Annotated in this window: 17 protein-coding genes; 7 read left to right on the top strand and 10 right to left on the bottom strand. The window is 71.7% G+C overall.

From position 1 onward, the window contains the following. The first annotated feature begins 91 nt into the window (after positions 1–91). A complete protein-coding gene (locus IPG72_11320; GenBank protein MBK6769574.1) occupies positions 92–1,039 on the top strand; it encodes an MBL fold metallo-hydrolase in 948 nt (315 codons plus the stop codon). A gap of 12 nt (positions 1,040–1,051) precedes the next feature. Here the strand turns inward: IPG72_11320 and IPG72_11315 are convergent, their stop codons facing one another. The 4 genes from IPG72_11315 to IPG72_11300 form a co-directional block, all read right to left on the bottom strand. After that, positions 1,052–3,013 (bottom strand): hypothetical protein, encoded by a 1,962-nt coding sequence (locus IPG72_11315; protein ID MBK6769573.1) that lies wholly within the window; start codon positions 3,011–3,013, stop codon positions 1,052–1,054. Positions 3,014–3,121: 108 nt separating this feature from the next. Next, the gene (locus IPG72_11310) at positions 3,122–6,469 is read right to left on the bottom strand and encodes a tetratricopeptide repeat protein (GenBank protein ID MBK6769572.1); all 3,348 of its coding nucleotides are present in this window, start codon (positions 6,467–6,469) and stop codon (positions 3,122–3,124) included. A 243-nt stretch (positions 6,470–6,712) separates the two neighbouring features. Then, complete coding sequence (locus IPG72_11305) at positions 6,713–7,354, bottom strand: hypothetical protein (protein ID MBK6769571.1); 642 nt, start codon at positions 7,352–7,354, stop codon at positions 6,713–6,715. Positions 7,355–7,615: 261 nt separating this feature from the next. After that, a complete protein-coding gene (locus IPG72_11300; protein ID MBK6769570.1) occupies positions 7,616–8,476 on the bottom strand; it encodes a hypothetical protein in 861 nt (286 codons plus the stop codon). Positions 8,477–8,826: 350 nt separating this feature from the next. On the opposite strand from IPG72_11300, the gene IPG72_11295 reads away from it, so the two are divergent. Continuing rightward, positions 8,827–10,509, top strand: coding sequence for a cation:proton antiporter (locus IPG72_11295; GenBank protein ID MBK6769569.1), 1,683 nt, complete (start codon positions 8,827–8,829; stop codon positions 10,507–10,509). A gap of 35 nt (positions 10,510–10,544) precedes the next feature. On the opposite strand, the gene IPG72_11290 is transcribed toward IPG72_11295, so the two are convergent. Beyond that, positions 10,545–13,256, bottom strand: a complete 2,712-nt coding sequence (locus IPG72_11290; protein MBK6769568.1) for a valine--tRNA ligase — start codon at positions 13,254–13,256, stop codon at positions 10,545–10,547. Positions 13,257–13,482: 226 nt separating this feature from the next. Between IPG72_11290 and IPG72_11285 the strand changes: the two genes are divergently transcribed. From IPG72_11285 to IPG72_11265, 5 genes are all read left to right on the top strand, one after another. Next, positions 13,483–13,758 (top strand): hypothetical protein, encoded by a 276-nt coding sequence (locus IPG72_11285; protein MBK6769567.1) that lies wholly within the window; start codon positions 13,483–13,485, stop codon positions 13,756–13,758. Then, positions 13,727–14,179, top strand: coding sequence for a PIN domain-containing protein (locus IPG72_11280; protein ID MBK6769566.1), 453 nt, complete (start codon positions 13,727–13,729; stop codon positions 14,177–14,179). Before IPG72_11285 ends, IPG72_11280 begins: the two co-directional genes overlap by 32 nt. Before the next feature lie 199 nt (positions 14,180–14,378). Then, positions 14,379–15,239, top strand: coding sequence for an ABC transporter ATP-binding protein (locus IPG72_11275; GenBank protein MBK6769565.1), 861 nt, complete (start codon positions 14,379–14,381; stop codon positions 15,237–15,239). After that, complete coding sequence (locus IPG72_11270) at positions 15,236–15,940, top strand: ABC transporter permease (protein ID MBK6769564.1); 705 nt, start codon at positions 15,236–15,238, stop codon at positions 15,938–15,940. Before IPG72_11275 ends, IPG72_11270 begins: the two co-directional genes overlap by 4 nt. Position 15,941: 1 nt before the next feature. Next, entirely contained in the window at positions 15,942–16,778 is an 837-nt protein-coding gene (locus IPG72_11265; GenBank protein MBK6769563.1) for a hypothetical protein, read from the top strand. Between the two features lie 58 nt (positions 16,779–16,836). On the opposite strand, the gene IPG72_11260 is transcribed toward IPG72_11265, so the two are convergent. The 5 genes from IPG72_11260 to IPG72_11240 form a co-directional block, all read right to left on the bottom strand. Further along, positions 16,837–17,772 (bottom strand): calcium/sodium antiporter, encoded by a 936-nt coding sequence (locus IPG72_11260; protein ID MBK6769562.1) that lies wholly within the window; start codon positions 17,770–17,772, stop codon positions 16,837–16,839. A gap of 33 nt (positions 17,773–17,805) precedes the next feature. Beyond that, complete coding sequence (locus tag IPG72_11255; protein MBK6769561.1) at positions 17,806–18,411, bottom strand: peptidylprolyl isomerase; 606 nt, start codon at positions 18,409–18,411, stop codon at positions 17,806–17,808. A gap of 137 nt (positions 18,412–18,548) precedes the next feature. Continuing rightward, entirely contained in the window at positions 18,549–18,959 is a 411-nt protein-coding gene (locus IPG72_11250; GenBank protein MBK6769560.1) for a hypothetical protein, read from the bottom strand. Positions 18,960–19,096: 137 nt separating this feature from the next. Further along, complete coding sequence (locus tag IPG72_11245) at positions 19,097–20,482, bottom strand: nucleotide sugar dehydrogenase (GenBank protein ID MBK6769559.1); 1,386 nt, start codon at positions 20,480–20,482, stop codon at positions 19,097–19,099. Positions 20,483–20,523: 41 nt separating this feature from the next. Beyond that, entirely contained in the window at positions 20,524–21,564 is a 1,041-nt protein-coding gene (locus IPG72_11240; protein MBK6769558.1) for an undecaprenyl/decaprenyl-phosphate alpha-N-acetylglucosaminyl 1-phosphate transferase, read from the bottom strand. Between the last annotated feature and the right edge of the window lie 15 nt (positions 21,565–21,579).

Raw genomic sequence — 21,579 nt, 5'->3', positions numbered from 1 at the left:
TTTCGCGCATCGTCGTGTTCGCCGCAACCGCGGGCACAAGGATGCCACGGACGGAGGAACGGGGCGATGGGCCGTGCTATCCTCGACCGCCATGCCCACCACGCCCGCCGCAGTCCACGCGATCCTCCTCGGCCGCGCCCAGGACGCCGGCGTACCGCAGGCCGGCTGCGCCTGCGCCCGCTGCGCCGCTGCCTGGGCCGACCCCGCTCGCCGTTTCCGCCCGGCCTGCCTCGGCCTCGTCGAGGGCGCCACGGGCCAGGCTTGGCTCATCGACGCCACGCCGGACTTCCCGAGCCAGCTGCGCGATCTGCTGAGCGTCGACCGGGGGTACGACGTCGAAGGGCACGCCGACGACGACATCGACGTCGATGCCCACGGCCATGCGGCCGCGCCACGCCGCCTCGTCGGCATCCTCCTCACCCACGCCCACATCGGCCACTACGCCGGCCTGATCCACCTCGGGCGCGAAGCGATGGGCGTGCGCAGCGTGCCGGTGTACGCTTCGGCGTCGATGGCGGCGTTCCTGACGGTCAACGCGCCGTGGCGGCAGCTCGTCGAGCTGGGCAACATCGAGCTGCGCGTGTTCGATGCGGGCGAGCCGTTGACGTTGTCCGACCGCCTGTCCGTGACGCCCGTCGCCGTGCCGCACCGCGCCGAGTGGAGCGACGCGCACGCGTTCGTCGTCCGCGGGCCGACGCGCCGGCTGCTGTGGTGCCCGGACATCGACCGCTGGGACGATCTGGACGGCGGCCTGCGGCGGCTGTTGATCGATCACCGTGTCGACCTCGCGTGCCTGGACGCCACGTTCCTGGACGCGGGCGAGCTGGGCGGGCGGGACATGCGCGACGTGCCGCACCCGCTGGCGGGCGACACGGTGGCGGCGGTGGGGGCGGCGCGCGCGGCGGGATGGGGGGGCGAGGCGTGGTTGATCCATTTCAACCACACGAACGGGTTGCTGGACGATGCGGGCGCGGCGGCGAGGTGGGGGCGGGAGCGGGGGGTTGGGATCGGGGTGGAGGGGTGGCGATGGGGGATCTGAGGGGCGGCGTGCTCAGGACGTCGGTGTGGATGCGCAGAGACGGCGCACGATAGCCGGTACACGGTAACCCTTCGCGCGCTCGGCGGCGGTGTCGCCCACACCGTCCGGGAGCAGCCATCCGGCGTCGACCAGCCGGCCAAGGGCGTCGAGGGCGTCCATCGGGTCCATACCGTCCGCTTCGGCGACGGCCTCGATGTCGGCCGCGGCGAGAGGTCCGTGGAGCGCGGCGAGCCGATGCAGCCAACCGCGGTCGCCCGCATCGAGCAGGTCGATCGTCCAGGCGAGGGCGGCGGCCAGGCTGCCGTGGCGGGGGTCGTCCGTGACCGGGTCGACGACGGCCAGGGGATCCGCCGCGATGCTGGCCGCGACGCTTTCGAGCCCGAGGGTGCGTGCGGCGTGGGCGGCGACGACAAGTCCGAGCGGCAGGCCATCGACGGCTTGGGCGATCGCGTCGATCGCGGCGCGCTGCGCATGCGACGGCGCGGGGCGAGCGGTCGCGGCCGCGCCCTCCCACCACGCCGCCAAGAAGACGGCGCGCGTGACGTCGTCGGTGTCCGTCGATGCGCGGTCGACGGAAGGGCCGCCGAACGGGCGGAGCGACCAGCGCGTCTCGCCGATCAACGCGAGCGGGCGCCGGGTCGTGATGAGCAGCCGCACGTCCGGCGCGCGGGCGATCACGTCCGGCGCATGCCGGCCGAGCGCCTCGACGAACCGGTCGGCGTTGTCGAGGACGAGGACGCGGTCGGGTGCGCCCTCGGCGGCGGACGGACCGTCCGCGACGGGCGCGGTGTCGCGGATCGCATCGTCCAGCGCCCGGTCGAGGGGATGGGCCGGGGCGAACATCGCCAGGTCGAGCCACGCGATCGGGCGGCCCGCGTCCTCGAGCGCCGCCGCGACGGCCTCCGCCACCGCGGACTTGCCGACGCCGGCCGGGCCGGTGATCGTGACGAGGCGATGGGTGGCGAGGCGGGCGACGATGTGCTCGACGTCCGAGGCACGGCCCTGGAGCTGCGCGGCGGCGTTCCGACGGTCGGCCGCGGAGCGGACGCGCGCGCCGGCGGACGATGGGGCCGCCGGTCCGTCGGCACCCGTCGAGGCGGCTTCGACCAGCCCGGACTCCGACTCGTGGTGGAGCGACAGCGCGAGGGCGGTCAGCTCGTCCGAGGGCTCGTCGCCGAGCTCGTCGCGCAGGACGTCGACGGCGCGGGCGTATGCCTGCAGCGCGGCGGTGCGGTTGCCGGCGGCGGCGTGGGCGGTGATCAGGCGGAGGTGCGCGGCCTCGTCGAGCGGGTCGAGGTCGACGGCGCGTGCGGACACGGCGAGGGCGGCGTCCGTCGCCCCGGCGGACGCGAGGTGGGCGACGAGCCGATCGACGGCGATGGGGTGGGCGGAGGACGCGGCGTCGCGCCAGGCGGCAGCCCACGGGCCGTCGTGGTCGGGCAGCAGGACGGCGGTCTGGAGGTCGATCGCACGCGCGAGGGCGTCGGCCGCCTCGGGGGGCAGCGGAGCGGCGTCGGCGCCGTGGACGCGCCCCTCGTCCCGGACGAGTGCCGCCGCTCGGGCGAGCGCGTCGGCCCAGGCGTAGAGGTCGATCCAGGCGGGCGCGTCCGCGTTCCAGTGGAGCGCGTCGTCGCCGGCGACGATCCACGGGACGGTGTCGTGCGGCGGGAGGGCGGAGTGGAGGTGGTGGAGGTTGAAGCGGAGGTTGAAGCGCGCCGGCCCGGCGTCGATGTCCGGCCAGAGGTCGGCGGCGATCGTGGCGCGCGGGGTCGGCACGCCGCCGCCGAGGAGGAGCCGCATCCAGAGGCGCTCGGTGTCGATGCGGGACGGACGCCGCACCGGCGTGCCGTCATACGTGGCGACGAGCGGGCCGAAGAGGCGAATGCGGAGCCGCGCGGCTTCGAGGGGGTGGGGCGGGGGCAGCGGGCCCGGCAGATCGACGAGGCGGCCGAGCGGCCGAGGATCAGCGCGCACGGCGCGGCCGGGTCAGGGTGCGGACGGCGCACCGGGCAGCAGGCGGGCGATGCGACGGGATGAACGCCTGGTCGGATCGCGGCGCGCCCGCTTCGCGCTGCGACCGCCTCATGCCGAGAGCGCGAGGTCGTCGCACAGCTGCGCGACCATCGCCAGCGCTTCCGGCTGCGACATCAGCCGCCCGGCGTCGGCCTCGCCGTCGAACGCCGCGTCGCCGATGGCCTCGCGCACGCCCGCGCCGCACGCCTCCCGGTCGGCCGCCTCGCCGTGCGTGGGCGGGCTGCCGATGGCGGTGCGGATGCCCTCGGCCGCGCCGAGGAGGCGGGCGGCGGCGGCGTGTTCGCCGCGGGCATTGGCCAACAAGGCGGCGCGCTCGAGGGCCATCGCGATCCGGCGCTGCTCGCACGTGATGGCCAGGAGCGCCGCGCACTCGCCGAGCGCCGCGGCCGCCTCGTCCATGCGGTCGAGCGCGATGGCGGCGCGGGCGGCGGTCTGAAGGGCCCAGGCGATGAGGCACTTGTCCTGGCGCTCGCGGGCGTCGGCCGTCGCGCCGGTGGCAGTGGCAAGGGCCTCGGCGAAGGCGCCGGTTTCGTGGGAAAGGGTGGCGAGGCCGATGTCGGTGAACACGAGGCCCCATAGGTCGTTGGCTTCGACCTTTCGGCGGCGGCTTTCGTTGAGATAGGTGCGAGCGGTGGGGTGGTCGCCTTGGGCGAGCGCGACCTCCGCCAGGTTGTGATAGGCGCGGGCGATTTCTCTCAAGTCTCCGTCGGCGCGCCAAGCGGCGGCAACATCGCGCAGCGTGGTGTTCGCCGCTTCGTACTCTCCCAACGCCGACGAGACGAGCCCTTGGAGGATCTGCCAAAGCAGAACCTTTCGCTTTCGGTGGATTCCGCGTGCATCCAGCAGACCCTGTTCCACCTGCTCTTTGGCGACAGCGAAGTTCCCGAGGAGGTAGAGGACGCGAGCGAGGCTCTCCCGAATGTCCAGCGTCAACTCGAACGGAAGCACTTCCGTCGTAGCCATGCACTCGTTCAACGTTGCATGCGCCGCGGGAAGGTCGCCCTGCGATGCCTGGATCTGCGCCACGCGATGGCGTGCGCCGACCAGGCGACTGGGCTCGGCGTGGTCGCCGAGCACTTCGACCAAACGCTGAAAGGACCGTTGGGCCTGCTCTGGCTCGCCTCTCACCATGCGTACGATCCCGAGGTATTCGAGGGAGCGCGCGAGCGAGTTCACGTCGGATGCCTGCGACAGCGCGTCGACCGCGCGCGCGAAGTGATGTTCGGCGCTCGCCTGGTCGCCTTGGCCATAAGCGAGGGCGCCCGCCGCCATCCACCCACGCCCTTCGGTGAGCCGAGAAACGGTCCCGGGCGTCGCAGCCAGCAAATCGTCGAGGTGGCGGCGCTCATAGGTGCAGTTGCCGCGCTCGTACCACAGTCGCCAGATCGCACCGCACAGGCGGAGGGCGGGTTCCGCGTCCCCAGCGCGGCTCAGCGTGTCGAGCGCAGCTCTGAAGTCCGGAACTTCGAGGTCGAGGTCGTGATCGACCCCTTCGTCCCGTTGCTCGAGCAGGTGACGTTCCACGCGCTCCGCACGTTCGAGGAAATATGCGGCATGTCGCTCTTGCGAGAGGTGCCGAACCTCTGCCTCCACGGTCACCTCAGCGTAGGCCCGGATCGGTTGCAGCAACCGGAAGCGCCGGCTGCTGACCGGATCATCGATCACACTGACCAGACCGACGTCGACGAGGCGTGCCAGCCCGTCGAGCACGGAGCCCTTGGCGGCTGAGTCGTCAACACATACGACCTCTGTGGCCTCCAACGTAAACGTGGATGGGAACACGGACAGCCGGGCCAGAAGTCCCTGCTCGCCGGCACCCGTCAGTTGCACGCTCCAGTCGATGCAGGCGTCGATTGTTCGATGCCGTTCGGGCAGGCTCGCCGTGTCGAGGCGGAGAAGCCGGAACCCGCTCTCCAACCGTTGCGACAGGTCGCGGATGGAGAGGACGTTGGCGCGGGCGGCGGCGAGCTCGATCGCCAGCGGCAGCCCGTCCAATCGATGACAGATCGCCTCGATGAAGGGGAACTCCTCCGCAGAAGGGGTAAAGCGCGAACGGATCGAGCGCACGCGCTCGACGAAAAGCTCCACCGCTTCGGCCGGGCCCTCGGACACGTCGTTGCCCAATCGACGGGCACCCGGAAGTCCAAGTGGGGGGATCGGCCACCGGAACTCGCCGTCGACACCGAGAGGCGAGCGCGACGTCGCCAAGATGTGCACGCTTGGAGCGGTCACCAAGAGCTGGGCCGCGAGCTGGGCAATGCCGACGAGCACGTGTTCGCAGTTGTCGAGTACGATCAGCATACCCAGCGAATGAAGGTGCGCGCAGACTTGCTCTGCCGGGGACCGGCCACCGGAAAGCGAGATGCCGAGGCTCCGCGCCGTTTCCGCCCACGGATCGTCGCCGACGGTGAGCCGGGTGAGATCCACGAAGCACACGCCGTCCTCGAACCCGATCCCCACGCCCCGCGCGACCTCGATCGCCAGCCGTGTCTTGCCCGCACCGCCCGTGCCGAGCACTGTGACGAGCCGCTCCGTCCGCACGAGCCCGAGGATCGCCTGGAGCTCGCGCTGGCGACCGATGAAGCGGCTGATCGGGGTCGGAAGGCGCGGGGTAACAGGTGGCGCTGCTTGCGGGCTCGGGTCGGTGCGCTGGGCGTCGGTGGCGATCCGGGCGACCACCGCGGCGGTTTCTGCGGACGGGTCGATGTCGAGCGTGGACCTCAGCGCCGCAGACAGGCGCTGGTATACAGCCATGGCCGCCGACTGATTCCCCGCTGCGGCATGGATCTCCATCCGCCGGCACGCAGCGGACTCGTTGAGCGGATCGAACGCCAGCAGCCGGTCCAGCGACGTGGCGCTCGCCTCGAGTTCTCCTGCACCCCGCTGGACTTCTGCCAGTCGATCGAGCGCGCGGATGACCTCGGCCCGGGCGTGACTGCGGGCGGGAGCAATCCATTCGTCCTGCGCGTCGCCCAGCAGATCGCCCTGGTACAGTTCCACCATCCGCGCCAGGACGTTAACGTGGTTGTCCCCGTCCCGCCCGCCGATCACCGCGACCTGGCGCCCAAGAGACTCGAACTCGTCCAGGTCCACCCATGCCGGTGCCGCTTCGTTCCACCGCAGCGACTTTGCATCTCGAACCAGCCATGTCGCCGCCGGATCAATGTCGGACAGCACGGCCATCAGGGCGTGCAGGTTGATCCGGAGATACCCGCGCGCCTTGTCGGCGGGCGCGTCCGGCCAGAGCGCGGACGCGACGACGTCGCGCGACGTCGGCACAGAGCGGTGCACGAGAAGGTATTGCCACAACCGAAGCGCATCCCGACGCGCGGGAAGCGGCACCGGAGCCGCGGCCGTGTGGGCTTCAAATCGACCAAAAAGCCGAACCTGCAGCATGGCGGCGATTCCCGGGGGAGACGGCGACCGCCAACATTCTAGTTGTGCTTCCAAGCACCAACCAGCGAGTCGTCCCAGCCCGGGACGGAAGGCGATCGGGCACGCTCCTCTTGCTGCTCACAAACAAGAGAGCGGGTCGCCCGGCAAGGGCGACCCGCTCCGCAAATCGGTTCCTCCGCATGTCGTCGCCGCTTCGGGCTGAATCCAATCTGCCCGAGCGTCGCGCCGCCGCGGTGCAGTCCGCTACGGGACAGGCTGGTTCGGCTGCTGCTTGTCGATCGGCTTCTGCTGCCAGATGAAGCCCCAGAGGCTGTTCAACCCGGCGCTGCGGTTGTCGACGTGCAGCACGATGGCCTTCGGGTTCACCGTGGTGCGGGTCCAGAGGCGGTAGTCGCCGCAGAAGGCCGGGCGCCAGAAGCACGTGCTGATGTCGTTGTCGTACTGGTTGTCGCCCGCGTCGCCGAAGATCCCCTTCTGCAGGCTCGTGTCCTCCCACAGCTTCGTCGGAATGCCGTTCAGCGCGGTCCCGGCGGGATACGTGCCGTTCTTCTTGAGGTCGCCGCCGATCAGGAGGTCGCCTACTTCGAACGTCGGTCGGATGACGATGTAGAGGTCCTCGGCGGGCAGGAGGTTGGACCCGATCTGCCACAGGCCGTACGAGTCCGTCTGCGTATCCGGCGCGCCCGGATTCGGAGGGGTGACGACGCGGGTGTCGTAGATGCCGTCGTTGGCGCCTTCGACGACCGTGTCCTTGAACACGAAGATCGGGCAGTACTGGCAGCGCGGCAGATCCGGGGCGCCGGGCTCCGCCCGAACGGTGGCCACGGTTGCGAATGCCATCAACCCGGCCCCGAGGGCGATAGCAAGGGGCAAGTGCTTCTTCACGGGGGAACTCCTACGGTTTCGTCCATGGATTGCGGTCGAGATTGGCCACGCCAGCTGCCGGGGCCTGGGAGTGTTGGGACCGCGATGACGGCCCCGACAGCTGATGTGTGACACAGTTTACCAGCGGGCCGTTGCGCAAACGTTACAAGTCGAGCCTTCGCCTGTCGCGGTGGCGTCTGGGGCGCCGCGGGAGTCGAGAACGGAGCCCGAAGGGCGCGCCCGCACGGCTCACGGCGTGCGGGCGCGCCCTTCGATCCGACATCAGAAGAGCGGGACGAACATGATGTTCGCGCAGTCCTCCACCATCGGCGGGAACGATGCGCACGGCTCCTGGCTCCAGCGCGAGAGCGGGATCACCTTCTTCGCCGTCGGATCGCTGAAGAGGCGGTACGCATCGGGGCCGGGTGCGCACGGCAGGTTCACCTGGTCGAGCAACCCGTCGACGCTGCCCACGATACCCTGGCTCGAGTTCGCGCCCTCGAACCAGTAGACGAAGGACTTGAAGCGGTACGCGTTCGCGCCGCCGGAGTAGTCCACCCTCAGCTTCTGGCAGATGCTGAAGTAGTGGTCGACGTCCGCGAAGCACGGCGCCGTCGCGAGCGGTCCGGTCTGGCACTGCAGCGCCGACTCGTTCTCGAGCCTGGACAGGAAGCCGTTGTGGGTCACGACGGGCAGGCCCTCGCAGTCCAAGCAGCTCGGGTCCGGCTCCGGCCAGTCCTCCGCGTGCTGCACGCCCTGGCCGATCTTCCAGCCCAGCTGGTGCACGTCGCCGAACACGTCGACGAAGCCGATGACCCTGACGTCCGCGCCGGCCCCGCCATCGTCGCGGCGGTACAGCGCCTCGAAGAAGATCGGCACGGACTCGCCGCCGTCGAACTTCCACGCGATCTGTGCCGGCGGAACGATGCTGGCCCCCGGCCTGAGAGCGTTCGTGTGAACCGTGAGTTCGAGCCGGTTGCAGCAGTCGCCGCCGTTGGCGAGCTGTGCCGCAACCGGCGTCGGGCGCTGGCTGGCAAGGCCGAGGAGGAACGCGGCCGCGAGGACCGCGATGCCTGAGCACAGGCGTGCCCTGACGCGGGACGAATGGTGGCCGATGCGGACGCTGGAGCTTGGTGTGAACATCGATCAGGCCGTTTCAAGCAGAAACGGTGTCCCCGACCGCTTGCCGGGGCCCGCAGCCTATGGCGCGGGCGTTGCGTGACCATAACGGGCGCGTTACACCGCAGGGCGACGCCCATCGCACCCACGCTACCGCCGATCCGCCACCCCCCACCGCTCCGCCCACCCCGCCGCCACGTCCGTCGAAGCGGACCACCTGGCCCAGCGTGACGTTGAGGACGGCGACCGGGGCCAGCGTTGGAGCGCTCTGGGCGAGCGCGGACGACAGGCGAAGAGGCCGGCGGCAGATGTACACCATACAATGCACGCGACGCCTTGGCGCGTCGCAGCCCAGCCCGGAGAGGAGTCCGACCATGGGCATTGCCGGTGATATCGCCGTCGTCGTCGTCGCCGCGTTCGCCGGCGGATGGCTGGCGCAGCGCCTCGGGCAGCCGCTCATCCTCGGCTACATCCTGGCAGGCATCGCCATCGGTCCGTACACCGGCGGGGTCACGCTGTCCGATCCGCAACAGATCGAGCACCTGGCGGAGATCGGTGTTGCGCTCCTCCTGTTCGCGCTCGGCCTCGAGTTTTCGCTGCGCGAGCTCGTGGCCGTCGGTCGGGTCGCCCTCCTCGGGACGCCGTTGCAGGTCGCGCTGGCGGCCCTCCTCGGCTTCGCCATCGGTCGCCTCCTCGGCTGGCCGGGGCCGGCAGCGGCGTGGCTGGGCGGCGCGGCGGCGCTCTCGAGCACGCTCGTCGTCCTCAAGGTGCTGGCGGCAAGCGGCGACACGGACACGCGGCCGGGGCGCGTCATGATCGGCATGCTGATCATGCAGGATCTGCTGGCCGTGCCGATGCTCATCCTCCTGCCGCGCCTCGGCGACTTGGCCGGCGGCGCCGCGGCCCTCGGCGTCGTCGCGCTGCGCGGCGTCGTTCTCGTGGCGGTCCTCGTGTTCGTCGGCGGGCGGTTCATCCCGCGGCTGATGGCGCAGATCGGGCGCTGGCAGTCGCGCGAGCTGTTCCTGGTGGCCGTGACGGCCATCGGGCTCGGGGTGGCGTACGGGACGTGGCGGGCCGGGCTGTCGTTTGCGTTCGGGGCGTTCCTGGCGGGCCTCGTCATCGGCGAGAGCGTCTACAGCCACCAGGCGCTCGGCGACATCCTCCCGCTGCGCGACATCTTCGGGATGCTGTTCTTCGTCTCGGTCGGCATGCTCATCGACCCCGCGTTCGTCCTGTCCAACCTCGGTGCGATCGTCGCGGTGGCGGCGGCGATCATGGTGGGCAAGGGGCTCGCGGTCTGGCTGGCGGTGCGCGGTGCCGGCCACCGCACGGCCGTCGCCATCCCGTGCGCGCTCGGCCTGTGCGGCTTGGGCGAGTTCTCGTTCGTCTTCGTGCGCGAGGGCGTGCACCACGGCATGCTGACGGCCGAGCACGCCGCGCTGGCGTTGAGCGTGACGGTGCTGAGCATGGTCGCCACACCGCAGCTGATGGGGATCGCGCCGCGGCTCGTGCGGCGCCTGCACGCCGGTGCCCAATCGAAGCGCGACAAGCTGGCCGCACCGCCGCCGGCCGGCGCACCGCCCCACGTCGTCGTGCTCGGCCTCGGGCGCGTCGGCGGCCACATCGCCGATGTCCTCGACTCGCTTCAAGTGCCGTACGTGGCGGTCGACATCGACCCCGACCGCGTCGCCGCCGCCCACGCCGCCGGCCGCCGCGCGATCTTCGGCGACGCCGCCTCACCGACCGTGCTTGCGGCAGCCGGGATCGCAGACGCGCGCGTCGTCGTCGCCGCCCTCGCGTCCGCCGCCGCGGTGCGCTCGATCGCCAGCACCGTCCTGGCCAAGCACCCCGGCCTGCCGGTCGTCGCCCGCGCGATGGGTGTGCAGGAACTCGACGACCTGCGCCTGCTGGGCGTCGACCACGTCGTCCAGCCCGAGTACGAGGGCAGCGTGGCGATGGTGCGCGCGGCGCTGGAGATCCTCGATGTGCCGGACGCCGTCGTGGACGAGCAGGCGGACGAGGTGCATGAGGCGCTGTATGGGGGGGGCGAGGGGTAACGGCGGCGAGGGGCGCCGCCGTTACCCCACATCCGCTACGCCCGCCCCCTGAGCGCCCCCACCCGCCCCTCCGCCTCCGCCAGTCGCTCCCGCTCCCGCCGCACCACTTCCACCGGCGCGCGCTCGACGAACGACGCGTTCGCCAGCATCGCCGTCAGGCGCGCCACGTCCGCCTCGGCTTGCGCCAGCTCGGCCGTCAGGCGCTCGCGCTCCTTGTCGGCGTCCACGAGGCCCGCCATCGGCAGCCAGACCGTCACGCCCTCGGCGGCGACGACGGTGGCGTGCGCTTCGGCGGGCTCGGCGGCCGTCCCGTCGACCTCCAAGCCCGCGCCGATCACGAGCTGCGCCGCGTCGATGCGCGCCAGGCTGACGATCTCGGCCGACTGCGTCGCCAGCATCGCGGCATGCTTCCCGGCCTGGATCGTCGCCGCCACCTTGTGCCCCGGTTCGACGTCGTGCTCGGCGCGCACGTTGCGGATGCCCTTGACGATCGCCTGCACGAGGCCGAAGTCCGCCTCGGCGTCGTCGTCGCGCGCGCCGTGCGTCGGCCAGCGGCTGATCATGAGGGCCGGCGCGCTGCCGTCCAGGCGGGGCAGGTGGCCCCAGATCACCTCGGTCACGTACGGCATGAACGGGTGGAGGAGCGTGAGCGCGCGGTCGAAGACGTGCCAGATCACCTGGCGCGTCGCCGCGGCCGCCGCGTCGTCCCCGCCGTACAGCCGCACCTTCGCCGCTTCGAGATACCAGTCCGCCAGCTCGTGCCACGCGAACTCGTACAGCTGGCGGCCGGCCTCGCCGAACTGGTAGGCGTCGAACAGGCGCGTCACGCTGACCGTCACGTCGCTGGCGCGTGAGAGGATCCAGCGGTCGGCCAGGGACAGTTCGCTCCAGCGCGTCTCGAGGTCGCCGAGCGACAGCGGGGCGAAGTCGGTGCCCGAAGCGTCCTGGCCCAGGATGCCCTGGATGAACCGGCCGACGTTCCAGAGCTTGTTCGCGAAGTTCCGGCTGTCCGTCAGGCGCTCGTCCGTCAGCTTCATGTCGACGCCCGGCGTCGAGCCCGTGGCCAGCGTGAAGCGCAGCGCGTCGCAGCCGAACTGGTCGATCAGCTCGAGCGGGTCGCGCGCGTTGCCGAGGCTCTTGGACATCTTGCGGCCCGACGCGTCCCGCACGAGGCCGTGCAGGTAGACGACCTCGAACGGTGCCTTGCCCGTCATCGCCAGGCCCATCATCACCATCCGCGCCACCCAGAAGAACAGGATGTCGTACCCGGTCTCGAGGACCGTCGTCGGATACCACTTCTTCAGATCGTCCGTCTCGTCCGGCCAGCCGAGCGTGCTGAACGGCCACAGTCCGGAGCTGAACCACGTGTCCAGCACGTCGGAATCCTGGGTCAGGACGATGTCGCTGCCCGCCACGCCGTAGTGCGCCGCCGCCCGCGCGCGCGCCTCGGCCTCGTCCCGGCCCGCGAAGGCGACGCCGTCGAGGCCGTACCACACCGGGATCCGGTGGCCCCACCAGAGCTGGCGGCTGATCACCCAGTCGCGGATGTTCTCCATCCAGTGGTGGAATTCCTTCGTGAACCGCTCCGGCACGAACTGCACCTCGCCGCGGTTCACGGATGCGATCGCCGCCTCGGCCAGCGGGCCCATCTTCACGAACCACTGCGTCGAGAGCATCGGCTCGACGATCGTCCCGGAGCGCTGGCTGTGGCCGACGGCGTGCTGCAGCGGCTTCGTCCCGACGACGAGCCCCGCGGCATCCATATCGGCCCAGATCCGCTTGCGCGCCTCGAGGCGATCGAGCCCCGCGTACGGCCCGGCGTTCGCGTTCAGCGTGCCGTCGGGGTTCAGGATGTTGATCTGCGCCAGGGCGTGCTTCTGCCCGAGTACGTAGTCGTTCGGGTCGTGGCCCGGCGTCACCTTCAGCGCACCCGTGCCGAACGCGATGTCGACGTACGGGTCGGCGATCACCGGAATCGGGCGATCGAGCATCGGCACGAGCGCGGTGCGGCCGATGACGGCGGCGTAGCGCGGGTCGTCCGGGTGGACCGCCACGGCGGTGTCGCCGAGGATCGTCTCGGGGCGCGACGTCGCCACCGGAATCGACCCGCCGCCCTCGAGCGGATACGTGAACGTGTAGAGCGTGCCCGTCGTCTCGTGGTACTCGACCTCGATGTCGCTGACGACGCTCTGCAACTGGCAGTCCCAGTTCACGAGGTAGAGGCCGCGATAGATCAGCCCGTCGTCGTACAGCCGCACGAAGCACTCCGCCACGGCGCGGCTGAGCCCGTCATCGAGCGTGAATCGCTCGCGCGTCCAGTCGCAGCTCACGCCAAGGCGGCGGTGCTGGCGGTTGATGATGTCGCCGAATTCGGCCTTGTAGTCCCACACCAGCTCGACGAACGCCTCACGGCCGAGGGATTGGCGCGTCTCGCCGTTCTGCCGCAGCACGCGCTCCACCACGCTCTGCGTGGCGATGCCGGCGTGGTCCGTGCCCGGGACCCAGAGCGTCGGCCGGCCGCGCAGCCGGTGGTGGCGGACCATCAGGTCCTCCATCGACGCCGTCAGCGCGTGGCCGGTGTGGAGCTGGCCGGTGACGTTGGGGGGCGGCATGGAGATGACGAACGGCTTGGCGTCCGGCTCGGTCTGCCCGAGCGCTGCCTGCGCCTCCGGGCGGAAGTAGCCGCTTTGCTCCCACCAGTCGTAGACGGCGGCCTCGAAGGCGTGGGGGTCGTAGGCTTTGGCCATGGGGCCGCGGTGGATGGGGCTCTTGGGGGGCATCGTGTTCCCTCGGCTCGTCGCGCGACCATCGAGCCGCGCCGAATCGTCCACCACGCCGCACGCGGGGCGGTGGGCAGAGGATTATAGAGGGCGAGCGCATGGCGCGGTCGGCCGTGACGACCGACGAACCTCTCCTCGCTCTCCCAATCGATTCAGCCTTGACGCTTTCGCACAAAGACATCAAAATGCTTTTATGAGAACGACGATCGATCTCCCCGACGAGCTGTTCCGCAAGGTGAAAGTGCGAGCCGCGGCGTCTGGCGTGAGCCTCAAGGATTTGATTGCGCGCTTCGTGGAGCGCGGTCTGCAACTGAGTGACCAGCCGACGCCGGCCGAGCGACCCCGCCGCGGGGATCTCCCCGAGATCATCCCACCGCGTGGTCGAAGGATACCGGTGCTGTCCAACGCCGCGATTCAGGCCCTTCTCGACGCCGAGGATGCCGAGGCCGGGCTTGGCCGCACAGGTTGACCTGCTCGACGTCAACGTGTGGGTGGCGCTGAGCACGAGCGAGCATCCGCATCACGCGCGCGCCCAGCACTTCTGGCAAGTCGAGTCGGGTGAACGGCTCGCGTTCTGCCGGGTCACCGTGCTCGGCTTCCTCCGCCTGACCACCAACGCTACCGTCATGGGCGGGCTGCCGCTCACCGCCGCAGAGGCGTGGGCAGCCTACAGTGCGTGGCGCAAACTCGACGATGTGTGGGTCGCCAGCGAGCCCGATGGCTGCGACGTGCTCCTCGCGGACTGGGCCGGCCGCGGGATCGTCACGCCTCGGCTCTGGACCGATGCCTACCTCGCCGCGTTCGCCAGGGCTGGCGGACACAGGCTGGTGTCCTTCGACCGAGATTTCACCCGCTTCGACGGACTGGACCTGCTGCAACTCGACGTGTAGCGCCGTTGCGGGCGCGCGTGCGAAGGCCCGATCGGGCTCGATGGCCCGACCGCCGAATTCGATACGGCGACCATGCGACATCGTGCGTTCGGCACGTCGCGGGCGACCCGCTGTATCATCCGACGTACGGTGCAGGTGCTGCGGCTCGGGTACGATGCCGGCCCGACGGCCGGCCGAGCGACGAGGTGGTTGCAGACCGATGGTTGTCAACGTCGAGGGCGTTTCGTTCACCTACCCGCGCAGCGATCGGCCCGCCCTGGACGGGATCGACGTCTCGATCGCGCCGGGCGAGATCTTCGGCTTCCTCGGCCCGAGCGGCGCCGGGAAGTCGACGACGCAGCGGATCCTCATCGGGCTCCTGCAGGGCTACACGGGCGATGTCCGGGTGTTCGGCCGGCCGCCGAAGGCGTGGGGCGCGGACTATTACGAGCGGATCGGCGTCTCGTTCGAGTTCCCGAACCACTTCCTGAAGCTCACCGCGCGCGAGAACCTCCACGCGTTCGCCGCGCTCTACGGCGGCCCGACGCGCGACCCCGACGCCCTCCTGGCCGCCGTGGCGCTCGCGGACGACGCCGACGTCCGCGTGGCGCAGTACTCCAAGGGCATGAAGGCCCGGCTGAGCGTCGCGCGCAGCCTGCTGCACAATCCGGAGCTCCTGTTCTGGGACGAGCCGACGGCCGGCCTCGACCCGGTGAACGCGCGCCGGATGAAGGACCTGGCCCGCGCCGAGCAGGCCGCCGGCCAGACGATCTTCCTCACGACGCACGACATGATGCTGGCCGACGCGCTGTGCGACCGCGTCGCCCTCCTCGTCGACGGCCGGATCGCCGCCCTCGACACGCCGCGCGCCCTCAAGCTGCGCCACGGGCGGCGCGTCGTGCGCGTCGAGGGCGAGGACGAGGCCGGCGATGCGACGGCCGCCGACTTCCCGCTCGACGGCCTGGCCGACGACGCCGCCTTCCACGCCGCGCTGCGCCGCGGGCACGTGCGCGCGATCCACAGCCAGGAGGCGACGCTCGAGGACGTCTTCCTCGCGACGACCGGTCGCTCACTGGCATGAGGCGCCTCCTCGCCGCAACGCGCCACGACGTCCGGCTGCAGGTGCGGGGTGGGTTCTACGCGGCGGCGGCGTTCGTGGCGCTGTGCATGATCCCGCTCCTGCGCCTCCTGCCCGCCGCGACGCTCACCACCGTGCTCCCATCGCTCGTACTCCTCAACATGCAGGTGAACACGTTCTACTTCATCGGCGGGCTCGTCCTCCTCGAGAAGGCGGAGGGCTCGCTGCAGGCGCTGGCCGTCTCGCCGCTCCGTCCGTGGGAGTACATCGCCGCCAAGGTCGCCTCGCTCGCGCTCCTCAGCACGCTCGAGGCCGGGGCGATCGTTCTCGCCACCCACGGACCGCGGTTCGACGCCTTGTTCTTTGCCGCCGGCGTCGGCTTGACGGCGGTGCTGTTCGCGCTCTACGGCTTCGTTGCCGTCGCCCGCTACAGCTCGATCAACGCCTTCCTGTTCCCGTCCCTCGTCTACACCGCCGTGCTCGGCCTGCCCGTGTTCGACGTGCTCGGCATCTGGCCCCACCCCGCCTGGTTGCTGCACCCCGTCCGCGCGCCGCTCGTCCTGCTGGAAGCGGCCTTCCGTCCGGAACCGGCGTGGCGGATCGGCTACGCCATCGGCTACGGCGCCCTGTCGTCCGTCGCCCTCGGCTGGTTCGCCCTGCGCGCGTACGAACGGCACGTCGTTGCCCGCGGTGGGGACGCCTGACGTGGCGGGCACATCCGGCGTGACGCCGACCGCGGGATCCGCCCCCGCGCGGATCGTCCAGCGGGCGCTACGCACCGTGCGCGCACTGGCGCCGATCGACGCGCGCAGCGTCGCGCGCGACCCGCTCCTGCGCTGGCTCGTCGCTTACCCGATCGTCCTGGCGCTGCTGCTGCGGTTCGGTGTGGCGGCGCTCGACGTGCCGGTGCAGGCGCGCTTCGGCTTCGCCTTGTCCGATTACGGCGTCCTCATCGTGAGCTTCGTGTTCGAGCTCCTGCCCGTCCTGTGCGGCATGGTCGTCGGCTTCCTGCTGCTGGACGCGCGCGACGACGGCACGCTGGCCGCGCTCCAGGTCACGCCGCTGACGCTCGGCGGGTTCCTGGCCTACCGGCTGGCGGCGCCGATGGCGCTCAGCGTGGCGATGACGCTCGTGAGCGTGCCCCTCGTCGGCCTGGCGGACGTGCATCCGGTGACCCTCGTCGCCGTCGCGCTCGGTGCGGCGCCGCTCGCGCCCCTGTTCGCGCTGTTCCTGGCGGCGTTCGCGCGCAACAAGGTCGAGGGGTTCGCGCTGACGAAGGCGGCGGGCATCCTGTTCCTGCCGCCGGTGTTCGCGTACTTCGTGCACGCGCCGTGGCAGTGGGCGTTCGGCGTGATGCCGACGTTCTGGCCCGTGAAGGCGCTGTGGCTCCGGGCGGGCGTGGCGGGCGCATCGACCGGCGTGCCGATCGGCTCGTCGTCCGGCTGGGCGCCGTTCGCCGTCGTCCTGATCGTGGGCGTCGCTTGGCAGGCGCTCGTGATCGCGTGGCTGCTCGGACGCTTCCGGCGCGCGATGACGTCGTGAGTTGCGCTGCGATGTCAGCGGGCACCGCTCGCCATCGACCCCGCCGGGGCAGCTCGCGCTACGGGGCGCCGGCGGCCTGCGCGACGACGAGGACGTACGCCGCGTAGAGCACGAGCAGGAGCGCGCCGCGGCGCCGGTCGAGCGCGCCGCCGCGGCCGGGCCGGACGAGGCCGACGAGCAGGGCGCCGAAGATCACGCTCGACCCGATCTCGGCCAGCCGCACGTCCACCGGGCGGATCAGGATCGTGAGCCCGATGATGAACAGCCCGTTGAACAGGTTGCTGCCGAGCACCGTGCCCAGCCCGACCTCGTCGTGCTTCCGCCAGCGCGCGACGAGGACCGTCGCCAGCTCCGGCACGGACGTCCCGGCGGCCACGATCGTCGCCCCGACGACGAACGGGTGGAGGCCGAAGGCGGCGGCGATCCCGCCCGCGCCGGCCACGATCCAGCGACCGGCGAGGAACAGGATCGCCAGGCCCGCGGCGGCCTCGGCCAGCGCGCGCCCGTGCCGGCGTTCGCCCAGCACGGCCGACGTGGCGTCGGCCCGGTGGCGCAGCGCGGTCACGACCGCGAAGTAGAGCCACGCGGCAAACATCGCGAGCAGCACGACGCCGTCCAACCGCGACAGCCGCCCGTCGAGCGCCAGGGCCGCCGTGACGATCGGTGCCAGCACCGCCAGCGGGAAGTCGCGCCGCACGATATCGGCCGGCACGCCGATCGGCGCGAGGTAGGCGGCAATGCCGAGGACGAGGCCGATGTTCACCACGTTGCTGCCGAGCGCGTTGCCCAGCGCAACGGACGCATCGCCGTTCAAGGTGGCGATGACGGAGACGGCGAGCTCCGGGCTGGAGGTGGCGAACGCGGCGATCGTCAGCCCAATGATCCCGGCCGGCACGCGCCACCACGCCGCGATCCCGACGGACCCGCGCACGAACAGCTCGCCGCCGATGCCGGCCGCGACGACGCCTAGGCCAAGGGTGAGCCAGTCCGACATGGCGTGCTCCTCATCCGGAGGGTACTTCGGCCGCTAGCGGACGTCCCCCCGCACCCCATCCGCCGACACCTCGCTCGCCCCCACTCCCTTTGCGGTCACCGTCACCGACCGCATCACGTCTCCCTGCGCCACCGCGCGCGCCGCCTCCAGCCCGTCCGTCACCCAGCCGATGACGGTGTACAAGCCGGTCAGATTCTGCACCGGCTGGCCGTCGCCGGTGACGATGAAGAACTGGCTGCCGGCCGAGTTGGGCAGCGAGCTGACGCGCGCCATCGCCACGGCGCCGGCGCGCATCGGGACGGGGTCGTCGGCGTGCAGCTCGGCGGGCAGGCCGAAACCGGGGCCGCCGAGGCCGGTGCCCAGTGGATCGCCGCCCTGTACGACGAAGTCGGCGATGACGCGGTGGAAGGGCAGGCCGTCGTAGAAGCCGGCGCGGGCCAGGAAGACGAACGCGTTCACGTTCTGCGGCGCGAGGGCCGGCCAGAGCTCGAACTCGATGTCGCCGTCGGCTGTCGCCACCGTCGCGAAGTAGCTGTGGTTGGCGGGATCGAGCTGCTGGTCCTTTGGCCCCGCCGCGTAGTATCCGTCGCGCTCGGCCGGCGCCGCCGGCGCGGTGTCCGTGCGCTCGAGCGGCGCCAAGCCGCCCCCGCCGGAGCACGCCGTCGCGGCGGCCAGCAAGGCCGCGGTCACGATCGCCGCCGCGCCCGGCACACCCCGCGACGACGGCCGCGCCCGAACGGCGCGCCGCTGCGTTCGGTTGGGCGCCGCCCGGCCGGCTATGGCGCGCCCGTGTCGGTGAGGGCGCCGGTGCCCGTCAGGGGCAGCGTGCTCGTGATCCCGACGGTGTCCGTCAGCCCCAACGTGTCCGTGAGGCTCAGCGTGTTCGTCAGGCCGGCGGTGTCGTCGAGGCCGAGCGTGTCCGTGATGCCCAGCGTGTCGGTGATCGCCGCTGCCTCGGCCGCCGCCGTCGCCGCCGCGTCGGCGGCCGTCGCCGGCGTCGCCGGTTCAGCCGTGCTGATCATGTGGATCGTGAAGATGGCGCTCATCACCAGACCGAACAGCGCCAGCACCACCGCCGGGTTCGTCCAGCCGCCGATCTCGGCCGCCTCGCCCTCGTCGCGGCGCGCCGCCTCGCGGGACGGCCGCGCGCGTTCGGTGAAGCGGGTGCGGCGGGTGGGCCTTGGCATGGCGAAGCTCCTGGGATGCCCCGGCGGCGGGCGCACGATGGGCGGGACGACAACAGGGGGCGATGATATGAACCGGGCCCGCCCGGCGCAAGTGTAAGGGCGGCCCCCCGTGGCCGTCCTTCCTCAATCGAACGCCGTCAAGGACCCGGTGCCGGCGCCCCCAGCCGCACCACCCGCGCCCCCCCGACGTGCCCCGCCGTGGCATTGCACGCGTCCACCACCAGCCGTGCATGGCGCGTGATCCGGCCGATGTCGACGGCGCGGTGGGCGACGAGGAGGACGACGGTGTCGGCGGCGGCGAGGCCGTCGTCCGTGAGCGGCTCGGAATCGAGGGTTGTCGGCTCGGGCAGGAAGACGTCGCCGCCCACGTGGAAGCGGGCGATGTGGGGATCGTGGTAGCGGACACGCGCGCCGCCGGCCAGGAGGAGGGCGATCACGCGCTCGGCCGGCGCCAGGCGCGGGTCGGCGACGTTCGGCTTGAAGGCGACGCCGATGACGAGGACGTCGGCGCCGGCGAGCGGCTTCCCGTCGCCGCTGAGCGCCCCCACGACGAGATCGACGACGTGCGCCGGCATCCGCTGGTTCACCTCGGCCGCCAGCTCGATGAAGCGCGTCGGGAAGTCGTACTCGCGCGCCTTCCAGCTGAGGTACCACGGGTCGACCGGGATGCAGTGCCCGCCGACGCCCGGGCCCGGCCAGAACGGCATGAACCCGAACGGCTTGGTGGCGGCCGCGCCGATGACCTCCCAGACGTCGATCCCCATCTGCTCGCACAGCACCGCCAGCTCGTTCACGAGGGCGATGTTCACGGCGCGGAAGACGTTCTCGAGCAGCTTCGTCAGCTCGGCCACGCGCGGCGAGGACACCGCCATCACCGTGGCCCCGAGCGTCGCCAGGACGGCCGTGGTCACCGCCGTGCAGTGCGCCGTCATCCCGCCGACGACCTTCGGCGTCGTCTCGACCGTGTGCTCTGGATCGCCCGGATCGATCCGTTCCGGGACGAAGGCCAGGAAGAAGTCGCGCCCGGCGGCCAGCCCGCCCTGCTCCAGCCGCGGCCGCACCGCCTCGTCCGTCGTGCCGGGGTACGTCGTGCTCTGCAGGACGACGAGCTGGCCGGGCCGGAGCGTGGCGGCGATCCCGTCGGCCGCAGCGTGGACGTAGGTCAGGTCGGGCGTCTTGTTCCGGTCGAACGGCGTCGGGACGCACACGAACCGGACATCGCAGTCCGCCGCACCCTGGGCGTCCGTCGTCGCGCGGAAGCGGCCGGCGGCGACGAGGGCGCTGAGCCGCGCGTCCGACACGTCGCCGATCGGGCTCCGGCCGGTGTTGATCGTCGCCACACGCGCCTCGCTGACGTCGATGCCGAGGACCGGGAAGCCCTGCTCGGCCAGCGCCACCGCCAGCGGCAGCCCGACGTAGCCCTGGCCGACGACCCCGATCCGCGCCGTCCGGTCGGCGATGCGGGCCAGCAGCAGCGCCGCGTGCGCCGCGGTCGCCTCTTCACCGGAAGCCGAGCGGGCGATCGCGTCGCCGGCGTCGCCGGCCCTCTCGTTGGAAGCGGCGTTCACTCGGCTGGTCTCCCATCGGCCATTCCCGCGGCGCGCGGCGCACCGCGGCGCAGCTCGAGCCACCACAGCGCGTACGATGCCACGGCGACGACGGCCAGCAGCATGGCCATCGCTTCGGCGCGTGAGGCGTAGCTCGTGAGCAGCGCCAGGCCGCCGGCGGCGCACGCCACAAGGTAGAGCGCCAGCGCCACCTCGCGCGTCGTCGCGCCGAGCGCCAGCAGGCGGTGGGACAGGTGGTCGCGGCCGGCGGTCGTGAACGGGTTCACGCGCCGGCGGATCCGGGAGACCGTCACGAGGGCCAGATCGAACAGCATCGGCGCCAGCACGAGCGGCGGGACGAGCCACGTCACGGACGGGATCTGGTCCGGGAAGCGGAGCTTGAGACCGAGCGCGGCCAGCGTGAAGCCCAGGAACTGGCTGCCGGCGTCGCCCATGAAGATCGTCGCCGGGTTGAAGTTGTAGAGCAGGAACCCGAGGGACGCGCCGACGATCGCGGCAGCCAGCGGCGCCACGAGGAACTGGCCGTTCGCCACCGCCAGGAGCACGAACCACGCCGCCGCGATGCACGCCAGGCCGCCGGCGAGCCCGTCCATGTTGTCTTGGAAGTTCATCGCGTTCGTCACGACGAGCATCCACACCGCCGTCAGCGCCAGATCGCCCGCCGTCACGCCGACGAGCTGCGTCCGGACGCCGCTGGTGACGAGCACGCCAACGGCGATCGCCTGCCCCGCCAGCTTGACCGCGGGCGGCAGCGGCCGCCGATCGTCCGCCGCGCCGACGACGCCGACGATCGTCGCGCCGGCCAGGATGCCTGCGAGCTGCGTCGCGGCGCCCGGATCGCCCGTCAGCGCCAGCGCGCCGATGACGGCGGCGATGATCGCCAGGCCGCCGAGCAGCGGCGTCGGCTCGCCGTGCGCCTTCCGGCCGGCCGGCACATCGATCCAGCCCATCCGCGGCGCGGCGCGGCGGAGCGCCGGCGTCGCGATGGACGAGACGCCGAGCGCCAGGGCGAAGACGAGCAGCGTCGGGGTGAGCATCGTGGGGTGTGTGCG

The organism is Candidatus Avedoeria danica, assembly GCA_016703025.1.
In the GTDB taxonomy this organism is placed as follows: domain Bacteria; phylum Chloroflexota; class Anaerolineae; order Epilineales; family Epilineaceae; genus Avedoeria; species Avedoeria danica.
The sequence above is the reverse complement of the archived record's forward strand: the minus strand, read 5'-3'. Positions and strand labels throughout refer to the sequence as shown.

Bases quoted from the DNA above. Each gene is read 5' to 3' on its own strand.
- IPG72_11320 (MBK6769574.1), top strand. From the start codon at position 92: ATGCCCACCACGCCCGCCGCAGTCCACGCGATCCTCCTCGGCCGCGCC.
- IPG72_11310 (MBK6769572.1), bottom strand. From the start codon at position 6,469: ATGCTGCAGGTTCGGCTTTTTGGTCGATTTGAAGCCCACACGGCCGCG.
- IPG72_11300 (MBK6769570.1), bottom strand. From the start codon at position 8,476: ATGTTCACACCAAGCTCCAGCGTCCGCATCGGCCACCATTCGTCCCGC.
- IPG72_11295 (MBK6769569.1), top strand. From the start codon at position 8,827: ATGGGCATTGCCGGTGATATCGCCGTCGTCGTCGTCGCCGCGTTCGCC.
- IPG72_11290 (MBK6769568.1), bottom strand. From the start codon at position 13,256: ATGGCCAAAGCCTACGACCCCCACGCCTTCGAGGCCGCCGTCTACGAC.
- IPG72_11285 (MBK6769567.1), top strand. From the start codon at position 13,483: ATGAGAACGACGATCGATCTCCCCGACGAGCTGTTCCGCAAGGTGAAA.
- IPG72_11280 (MBK6769566.1), top strand. From the start codon at position 13,727: ATGCCGAGGCCGGGCTTGGCCGCACAGGTTGACCTGCTCGACGTCAAC.
- IPG72_11275 (MBK6769565.1), top strand. From the start codon at position 14,379: ATGGTTGTCAACGTCGAGGGCGTTTCGTTCACCTACCCGCGCAGCGAT.
- IPG72_11270 (MBK6769564.1), top strand. From the start codon at position 15,236: ATGAGGCGCCTCCTCGCCGCAACGCGCCACGACGTCCGGCTGCAGGTG.
- IPG72_11260 (MBK6769562.1), bottom strand. From the start codon at position 17,772: ATGTCGGACTGGCTCACCCTTGGCCTAGGCGTCGTCGCGGCCGGCATC.
- IPG72_11250 (MBK6769560.1), bottom strand. From the start codon at position 18,959: ATGCCAAGGCCCACCCGCCGCACCCGCTTCACCGAACGCGCGCGGCCG.
- IPG72_11240 (MBK6769558.1), bottom strand. From the start codon at position 21,564: ATGCTCACCCCGACGCTGCTCGTCTTCGCCCTGGCGCTCGGCGTCTCG.